8 protein-coding genes are annotated in these 8402 nt (G+C 70.8%); 1 reads left to right on the forward strand and 7 read right to left on the reverse strand.

Features of this window, described 5'->3' with window-relative positions:
• Positions 1-37 precede the first annotated feature (37 nt).
• Genes AB0F10_RS42200 through AB0F10_RS42230 form a run of 7 tightly spaced genes read right to left on the reverse strand, consistent with a single transcriptional unit; the run spans position 38 to position 7679 of the window.
• Positions 38-2104 (reverse strand): PQQ-dependent sugar dehydrogenase, encoded by a 2067-nt coding sequence (locus AB0F10_RS42200; RefSeq protein ID WP_360639234.1) that lies wholly within the window; start codon positions 2102-2104, stop codon positions 38-40.
• A gap of 2 nt (positions 2105-2106) precedes the next feature.
• Positions 2107-3024, reverse strand: a complete 918-nt coding sequence (locus AB0F10_RS42205; protein WP_360639237.1) for a LamG-like jellyroll fold domain-containing protein — start codon at positions 3022-3024, stop codon at positions 2107-2109.
• Positions 3025-3075: 51 nt separating this feature from the next.
• The gene (locus AB0F10_RS42210; protein ID WP_360639240.1) at positions 3076-3825 is read right to left on the reverse strand and encodes an ABC transporter ATP-binding protein; all 750 of its coding nucleotides are present in this window, start codon (positions 3823-3825) and stop codon (positions 3076-3078) included.
• The gene (locus AB0F10_RS42215) at positions 3815-4543 is read right to left on the reverse strand and encodes an ABC transporter ATP-binding protein (RefSeq protein WP_360639243.1); all 729 of its coding nucleotides are present in this window, start codon (positions 4541-4543) and stop codon (positions 3815-3817) included. The genes AB0F10_RS42210 and AB0F10_RS42215 overlap by 11 nt, the downstream gene beginning before the upstream one ends.
• Positions 4540-5577, reverse strand: coding sequence for a branched-chain amino acid ABC transporter permease (locus AB0F10_RS42220; protein WP_360639246.1), 1038 nt, complete (start codon positions 5575-5577; stop codon positions 4540-4542). The genes AB0F10_RS42215 and AB0F10_RS42220 overlap by 4 nt, the downstream gene beginning before the upstream one ends.
• Complete coding sequence (locus tag AB0F10_RS42225; RefSeq protein WP_360639248.1) at positions 5561-6448, reverse strand: branched-chain amino acid ABC transporter permease; 888 nt, start codon at positions 6446-6448, stop codon at positions 5561-5563. The genes AB0F10_RS42220 and AB0F10_RS42225 overlap by 17 nt, the downstream gene beginning before the upstream one ends.
• A gap of 7 nt (positions 6449-6455) precedes the next feature.
• Complete coding sequence (locus AB0F10_RS42230; protein ID WP_360639251.1) at positions 6456-7679, reverse strand: amino acid ABC transporter substrate-binding protein; 1224 nt, start codon at positions 7677-7679, stop codon at positions 6456-6458.
• 148 nt (positions 7680-7827) lie between these two features.
• On the opposite strand from AB0F10_RS42230, the gene AB0F10_RS42235 reads away from it, so the two are divergent.
• Positions 7828-8402 (forward strand): LacI family DNA-binding transcriptional regulator (locus tag AB0F10_RS42235; RefSeq protein WP_360639254.1); only part of this gene is annotated, 575 nt, incomplete at its 3' end.

Genomic DNA, 8402 nt, shown 5'->3' on the forward strand with positions numbered 1-8402 from the left:
CGGGCCCGGCGAACGTGACGCCGGGCCCGCCCACCGGTCAGGCCGCCGGGGTGCCGGTGACCCCGAGGTCACGCAGGCGGCCGATGTTGTCGAACGAGCCGAAGCCCACCCGGCCGGAGCCGAACGTGGTGTCCCTGGCCGTCATCAGCGGATCCTTCGAACCGTCCAGATAGACCGCGATCTCGCCGGTGGCAGGCAGATGCGTGACTCTGACGTCGTGCCACCTTCGGTCGACGATCGCCGGGTTGGCACCGCGGGAACGGCCGTTCCACTCGTAGTCGATGCGCTCCCGATCGGCGTTGTTGACCTTGAAGATGCCGTTGTGCGGGTAGATCGTGTTGTCCGTCGACAGGTGCGCGTAGTAGAACTCCGTGTCCGACCGGTAGCCGAAGACGATGATCACGTCCCGGTTGCTGATCTCGACCGGCTCGTCGATGCGGACGCTCCCCTTGATCTCCACCGAGGAGAGCACCGGGCCGGCGGTCAGGACCGCGTACTCGAAGGGGCGGCGCGGTCCGGGCCGCTCCGTGCCCGCTTCCGCGAGGATCACCTTGTCGCCGGTGAACCTCCACTTGGACGGCGTGACCGGCGCCCAGTTGGCCGGGCGCATGGTGTCGTGGACCCTCGTCGTGCCGGGCGACGCCGCCGCGAAGGTGCGGGTGCCGGTGACCTTCCAGATCTTGCCGTTGGCCTTGGCCAGCAGGTAGAGCTCGCCCTGCGTGTCGGTGCCGAAGCGCAGGTCGACCCGGTTGGGGTCGCCGGGCGCGCCCGGCGACGACAGGTCCCGCATCCGCACGGGCACGCCGGCCGCGTCGAACAGGTTCATCCGGTGGATGGTGGCCGGGGTACGGCCGCGGCGCATCTCGTCCGCCTCGGTGTAGAAGACCCACCCGTTGACCAGGTCGCCGAAGACGTACTTGCCGCGCAGCGCCGGCACGTCCCGGCCGCGGTAGACGAAGCCGCCCGCGACGGCCACGCCGACGTCCGAGGTGCAGTTCCAGCCCGGCTGCGGGTTGTGGTCGTACGCGGCGACCGGGTACTGGTAGCCCGCGTCGTCGGCCGGCAGCGGGTAGAGCCGGTCGCAGGGGTTCGCGGGTGCCCGGTCGAACCGGAAGGCGCCCTCCCGGTCGCTCCAGCCGAAGTTGTCACCGGGCCGCACGTCGTAGATCGACTCGATGGCGTGCTCGCCGATGTGGCCGAGGTACAGCCGGCCCGTGCCGCGATCCCAGCTGAACCGGTGCGGGTCGCGGAAGCCGTACGCGTAGATCTCGCCCAGCCGGTCCGGCTGCCCGGCGAACGGGTTCGACGGCGGGATGCCGTATTTGCCGTTGGGCGCGTTGGTGCCGAGCGGGTCGATGCGCAGCAGCTTGCCGTGCGGCATGGTCAGGTTCTGCGGGTCGGTGTTGCCGACGCCCTGGCCGCCGTCGCCCACGGCGAGGTAGAGGTTGCCGTAGTCGGCGTCGCCGCGCCGGGCGGTCGGGTTGAAGTTGATCTCCTGGATGCCGTGGATCTGGCCGCCGAAGCCGATCCGCAGCACCTCGCGGTGGGTGCCCGCGAACGTGTCCGCGGCCGGGTCGGTGGCCTTCCACTCGTCGATGACGCCGTGGTAGAGCACGTTGGCCTGCCGGTAGTCCGGCACGTCGGCGGTGATGGCCGCCTCTTCGGTGTGGATGGTGTAGAAGAGGCCGTTGCGTTTGAAGTCCGGGTGGAAGGTGACGTATCCGAAGCCCTGACCCAGGCCGCGGCCGGAGAAGAACTCCGGCTGGAAGGCCGCGGCCACGTCGAGGTAGACGTGCGGCACCCCGTTCTCCACGAAGTACAGGTTGCCGTTCAGGTCGGGCACCGCGCGCCGGCCGGATCCGTCCGGCACCTCCATGATGGTGTTGATCCGGGCGACCCGGTTGAGCCGCTGGTCGACAAGCGGCGGGTCGGTGAACGACTGCGGGAAGCTCGCGTACTCGGAGAGCACCAGGGCGAGCCGCGAAGTAACCGGCTCCGTAGGAATCGGGTCGTATATCGCCCCGTCGGCCGCCCGGGCCGCGGCGGGAAATCCCACCAATGTGGACAGTAGCAGCAGGAGTACGGGCAGGAACCTGCGTAACATGATTACCCCCGGTTCATGAAGCGGTACTGGTTCGCCACCTCGCGCGCCGACAGCGAGCGGTCGAGGAGCATGAGCGCGTCCATCCGGCAGTCACACGGGTTTCGGTCCGGCGAGCCCTGCCAGGGGAAGCTGCCGCCGATCTTGATCCCGCGCGGATCGGTGGCGGTGGTGACGTGCGGCCCGGGCCCGTTGATCAGCCACGGATCGTCGGTGCGGGTGTAGAAGCCCTCGACCGCTTTCCCGTTGCGGTAGAGCGCCATGGTGCCGGCGGTGAAGTCGAACGTCGCGGCCAGGTGCACCCACTCGTCCTTGGGCAGCAGGACCCGCCAGTCCTGGTCGGCGGCGAAGGTCTGCGAGTTGCCGCCGTCGATCCGCCGGCCCAGGGCGACCAGGCGCAGCGTGCCGTTGACGTCGATCAGTTCGAGCAGCGCTCGGACGGCGTGCCCGTCCGAGTCGCCGGTCAGCACCCCGGTGAGCCCGATGGCGTTGAACCCGGCGGCCGGGGCGTCCATCGACCGCTTGTACCAGCCCATCACGGTGACGCCCTCGACCGCGTTGAAGGCGCGCAGGGTGCGGACCCCGCTGGACGACCAGATGCCGGCCTTCCAGTCGTCGGTGGCGGTCCCGGCGACCGGCCGGGTCTGCAGCACCCGGTGGCCACCGGGATAGGCCCGGTCCGGTACCCGCATGGCGGCGCCGCCGTTGATCAGCTCGATCTCGGTGCCGGAGCGGCCCTGGTCGGCCTCAAGGGCCGGGTCGCCGGGCATCGGGTGGTCGAAGTCGTAGAAGGCGACCAGGTCTGATCGCAGGGACGGGTGGACGTCGTGCGGGCCGGTGCCGCCTGCCTGAGCCGGTGCGGTGGCGGCGCCGGTCGCGAGGACCGCGGCGACGGCGACGAGCGCACGGCCGGTTCTGGTCATCGTTGACCCCTCCTCTGAACGAAGTTGCATCGGTTTTCCGCGCGGGTGGGCTCACCGTTTCGGTACGACGGGTGGCTCGGCGGGGCGTCCGCCGAGGTAGAGCTCGCCGAGCTGAGGATCGGCCAGCAGCTCGGCCGCCGGCCCGGAGACGTGCACGCGCCCGAGATCGAGCACGCAGCCGATGTCGGCGGTCTGCAGCGCCCGCCGGGCGTTCTGCTCCACGAGCAGCACGGCCGTCCCGGCGTCGCGCATCCGCGCCACCTGCTCGAAGATGATCGTGGTGGCCTTCGGGTCGAGCCCCATCGACGGCTCGTCGAGGAGCACCACCTTCGGGTCGACCATCAGCGAGCGGGCGAACTCGACCTGCTTCTGCTGGCCGCCGGAGAGCAGCCCGGCCAGGGCGCCCCACCGCTGCGCGACCACCGGGAACAGGTCCCGGACGAAGGCCGTGCGCTCGGCGATCCTGGCCTTGTCCCGGATGGTGTAGCCGCCGAGCAGCACGTTCTCGGCGACGGTCATCTCCCGGAAGACGCTGTGGCCCTGCAGCACCAGCGCCACGCCGGCGGCGAGCATCCGCTGCGGGCCGGTGCCGGTGACGTCTGCGCCGCCGACCAGGACGCGCCCGGAGCTCGGCCGCAGCAGCCCGCCGGCCACCTTGAGCACCGTGGACTTGCCGGCGCCGTTGGGCCCGACCAGGCAGACGACGGACCCGGCGGGCACCGCGACGCTGAAGCCGCGCAGCACCGGCGCCGCGCGCCCGTAGCCGGCCTGGACGTCGACGAGCTCGATCTCAGACGCCAAGGTATGCCCCCAACACGCGTTCGTCGGTGCGGATCAGCGAGGGCGGCCCCTCGGCGATCGGGCGGCCCCGGTCGAAGACCACGATGTGGTCGCTGATGCTCATCACCAGGTCCATGTTGTGCTCGACGATGACGAAGGTGCGGCCCTCGGCGTTGAGCTCGCGTACCAGGGTGCCGATCCGGGTGAGCAGCGCCGGGTTGACGCCGCCCGCGGGCTCGTCGAGCAGCACCGTGTCCGGCTCGCCCATCAGCACGCCGGCCAGCTCGAGCAGCTTCTGCTGGCCCCAGGACATGTTCCGGGCCTCGACGCCGGCGAGGTGCTCGATGCCGAGCCGGGTCAGCCAGCCGCGCGCCCGGTCGACCTCGGCGCGGTGCCGGGCGCCCCGCATCCCCCCGATGAGGCCTCCCGGCCGCACGGCGGCCAGCACGTTGTCCAGCGCCGTCATGCGCGGGAAGACCCGGCAGAGCTGGAACGTGCGCCCCACCCCGGCCCGGGCGATGGCGTGCGGGGCCTTGCGGGTGATGTCCCGCCCGGCGTACGTGATCCGCCCGCCGTCGGCCCGGATCATCCCGGTGACGCAGTTGAAGAACGTGGTCTTGCCGGATCCGTTCGGCCCGATCAGGGCGTTGACCCGCCCCGGCCGGAAGCTCACGGTGGCGCCGTCGAGCGCCACCACTCCCCCGAACGCCTTGCGCAGGCCGCTGGTCTCGAGGCTCATCGCTTCGCCTCCGCCCGCTCGCGTTCGTCGCGCAGTTCCGCGGCGCTGACCTCGCGGATCGAGCTCTGCCGCGATCCACGGAACCGCCGCAGCAGGCCGCCGAGCGCGGGCAGCACGCCGTCGGGCATGAACATCACGACCAGCCCGAGCAGCAGCCCGGTCGCCACCAGGTGCAGCGGCGTGTTGCCGAACCGGCCCTTGAAGTACTCGAGCGCGACGCCCACGATCACCGCGCCGGTGAACGGCCCGAACAGGTTGCGCACGCCGCCGAGCAGCGCCATCAGCACCAGGTAGGAGCCGGTGAGGATGGAGAACTGGAAGATCGGGTCGAGGTCGCCGAACCACAGCGCGTAGAGGCCGCCGGCCAGCGCCGTGAACCCCACCGAGATCACAAAAACGATCAACTTGTACGCGAAGGTCGGCGTGCCGAGCGCCTCCGCCTTGTCCTCGTCCTCGCGGATCGCCTTGAGGCCGAGCCCGAAGCGGGACCGGTCGATGAGCCACCAGGCCAGCAGGGCCAGCGCCAGCAGGGCGGCGAACAGGTAGTAGAAGACGCGGTGGTGCTCGGGGCGCAGCAGGCCCGGGAACGGCCGCGGCACCACGAGTCCCCGCGAGCCGCCGGTGACCGAGGCCCAGCTCTGGAAGACCAGCAGCAGGATCAGCACCAGCGCGATGGAGACGATGACGAACGACGCGCCGCGTACCCGCAGCGCCGCGAGGCCGATCGGCACCGCGAGGGCCGCGACCAGCAGGGTGGACACGGCGAGGGCCACGAAGCTGGGCAGCCCGGCTCGGGTGACCAGCAGCGCGGTGCCGTAGCCGCCGAGGCCGGCCAGGGCGCCGTGGCCGAGCGAGATGTAGCCGGTGAAGCCGCCGACGAAGTTCCACGACGTCGACAGCACCGCGTAGTTGAGCACCACGATGCCGGCCGACAGGATGTAGGGGTTCGGCGCGAGGCTCGGGAACGAGAGCACCGCCGCGGCGAGGACCACCAGCCCCACGCCGGTCAGGACCCGCTTAGAAACGCTGGGCAAGGCGGCCTCCGAAGAATCCCTGCGGCCGGAACGCCAGCGTCACGAAGAGCGCCAGGTAGAAGATCGTCTGCGCCCAGGTGGTGCCCATCGGGATCTGCAGCAGGCTCTGCATGAGCCCGAGCAGGACCGCGGCGGCCGCGGCGCCGGGCACGCTGCCGAGCCCGCCGACCACGATGATGGCCATCAGCGGGCCGATCCAGTGCCAGTGCAGGGACGGGTAGATGGTGGTGTCGAGCGACAGCGCCGTGCCGCCGACCGCGGCGGTGGCCAGCCCGAGGCCGAAGCCGTAGCCGGCGACCTTCTCCGTGTCGATGCCGACCAGCCGGGCCGCGTCGCGGTGCTGGATCGTCGCCCGCAGCGCCCACCCGAACGCCGACCTCTTCATCAGCAGGTACAGGGCGGCCAGCGAGACGACGGCCAGGCCGAACGCGATCAGCTTGACCACCGCGATGCGGGCGCCGAACAGCCCGATGCTTGCCGTGCCGTAGCTGAGCTGGATGCGCCGCTGCGTGCCGGTGAACGCGTAGCCGAGCAGGCCCTCGATGATGAGCGCGACGGCGAAGGTGAGCAGCACCGACATCATGGTCAGGGTGATCGGGCGCAGCCGCGACAGCAGCAGCCGCTGCAGCAGGACGCCGGCGCCGAAGAACAGCGGCACCGAGACGATCATCGAGAGCAGCGGGTCGGTGCCGAGCCGCTCGTGCGACCACCAGGCCAGGTACGCGGCGAGGATGAGAAACGCCGAGTGGGCGATCATCACCACCCGCATGATGCCGAAGTAGAGGGTCAGCCCCGCCGCCAGGAGGGCGTAGAGCCCTCCCAGCAGCAGGCCGAGGATGACGCTCTGGAACAGCAAGCCACCGGAGGGCATCGAGGACTCACCAGGCCGGCTTCGGATAGAGCAGGTCGGCCTCCTTGACGGGTTCCGGCAGCACGATCTTGATGCTGCCGCCGAGCCACTGCTGGATCATGTGCGCGCCCTGCGGCCGGCCGTCGGCGTCCCAGCTGAGCGGGCCGACCACGGTCTCGACCTTGTTGGCGTGCACCCAGTCGACAAGCTTCTTCTGGCAGTCGCCCTGCTCGGCGCAGCCCGCGGCGGTCACGGCGGCCGCGACGACCTGGCCGGCGGTGTAGCCGTTGGCCTGGTCCTCCTCGGGCTCCTTGCCGAACTGCGCCTTGAACTTCTCGACGAACTCCTTGTTGCTCGCGTACGGCGCGTGCGGGCTGTAGCCGGTCGGCGACAGGACGCCCTCGGTCTTGTTGCCGATGGCCGCCGCGAACTCGGGGTTGGTCGGCGCGCCGGAGAACGCGGCGAGCTTGGGCTGGTAGTCGAGCTGCTGCAGGGCGACGATCAGGTTCACGCCGTCCTGGTACTGCGAGCCGCCGACCACCATGTCCGCCTTCGAGGCCGCGATCTTCGCCGCGATGCTGCTGAAGTCGGTGGTGTTCGGCGGATAGACCTCGTTGACGACGGTCTTGAACCCGGCCGCCTCCAGCTTGGCCTTGAGCCCGTAGGCGGTGCCCTGCGCGAACGGGTCGTCCATGGCCGCGTAGGCCACGGTCGCGGGCCGCCGGCCGGCCGGCATCGCCAGCAGGTAGTCGGCCAGGTGGTTGTAGTGGTCGCCGGCCACCGCGGGCGCCGCGTAGAACAGGTTCTTGAAGCCCTGGGAGAAGACCTCCTTGGCGGCGCCGGCCGGCTCGACGAAGAGCATGCCGTATTCCTCCGCGACCCGGGCCGAGGGCACGACCAGGCGGGTGGAGAACGGGCCGACCACGAGGTCGACCTTGTCGCTGCCGATCAGCTGCTCGTAGTCGGCGACGACCCGGTCCGCGTTGGACTGGTCGTCGAGGACCTTGAGCTCGATCTGGCGGCCCAGCAGGCCACCCTTGTCGTTGGTGATCTTGGCCCAGGCCTGGTAGCCCTGCTGGACGCCCTTGCCCGGCTCGGAGAAGTCCCCGGTCAGCGGCAACGAGATCCCGACGACGATCGGATCGCCGGTGGACTCCGCCTCGCCGCCGTCGTCGCTGCACGCGCCGAGGGCGAGGATCGTAATCGCGCCGAGGGCCGTGGCCCAGCGGGTACGCCTTAGTGATGAACGCATCCTCGGAAGCTCCTTTGCCCGGGACGTAAGCGCTTACGAAAGCGCTTACGTAGCCTAGGCTGAGTCTCGTGTCACTGGCAATAGCCTCGGTAACACGAGCCTGACGTTCGGTGACCACACAGGTCCGAGTTCCGTGGAGAGTGGACGGATGCCCAAACCCGGCCCGAGGCTGCGCCTCGCCGACGTCGCCGAGCGTGCCGGTGTCTCACTGGCGACCGCCTCCCGCGCCCTGGCGGGCCGCGACGGCGTGAGCGAGGAGGTCGCCAACCGGATCCGGGACATCTCGCGCGAGCTCGGCTACGTCGCCAACCCCTACGCGCGGACCCTCGCGGGCGGCGCCAGCTCCACCGTGGGGCTGGTCGTGCACCAGGTGGACGACCCCTACTTCTCCGAGATCGCGGGCGGGGTCATCCAGGTCGCCGACGAGCAGAGCCTGCTGGTGCAGATCTGCCACTCCGGCCGCGACCCGGACCACGAGCTGCGCCAGATCCGGCACCTGATCGCGCAGCGGGTCGGCATCATCATCATCGCCGGCTCGGGCTACAGCGACCTGCGCGTCGAGGCGGAGGCCAAGGCCGAGCTGTCGGCCTTCCAGGGCCTCGGCGGCCGGGTGGCGGTCATCGGCCGGCACGCACTCGGCGTCGACGCGGTCCTGCCCGACAACGAGGACGGCGGCCGGGCGCTGGGCGACCACCTGATCGGCCTCGGGCACCGCCGGATCGC

It is taken from the genome of Actinoplanes sp. NPDC026623 (genome assembly GCF_040638275.1).
Lineage (GTDB): Bacteria > Actinomycetota > Actinomycetes > Mycobacteriales > Micromonosporaceae > Actinoplanes.

Excerpts from the sequence above, each read along its gene's own strand:
- AB0F10_RS42200 (WP_360639234.1), bottom strand. The coding sequence starts at position 2,104 with ATGTTACGCAGGTTCCTGCCCGTACTCCTGCTGCTACTGTCCACATTG.
- AB0F10_RS42205 (WP_360639237.1), bottom strand. The coding sequence starts at position 3,024 with ATGACCAGAACCGGCCGTGCGCTCGTCGCCGTCGCCGCGGTCCTCGCG.
- AB0F10_RS42230 (WP_360639251.1), bottom strand. The coding sequence starts at position 7,679 with ATGCGTTCATCACTAAGGCGTACCCGCTGGGCCACGGCCCTCGGCGCG.
- AB0F10_RS42225 (WP_360639248.1), bottom strand. The coding sequence starts at position 6,448 with ATGCCCTCCGGTGGCTTGCTGTTCCAGAGCGTCATCCTCGGCCTGCTG.
- AB0F10_RS42215 (WP_360639243.1), bottom strand. The coding sequence starts at position 4,543 with ATGAGCCTCGAGACCAGCGGCCTGCGCAAGGCGTTCGGGGGAGTGGTG.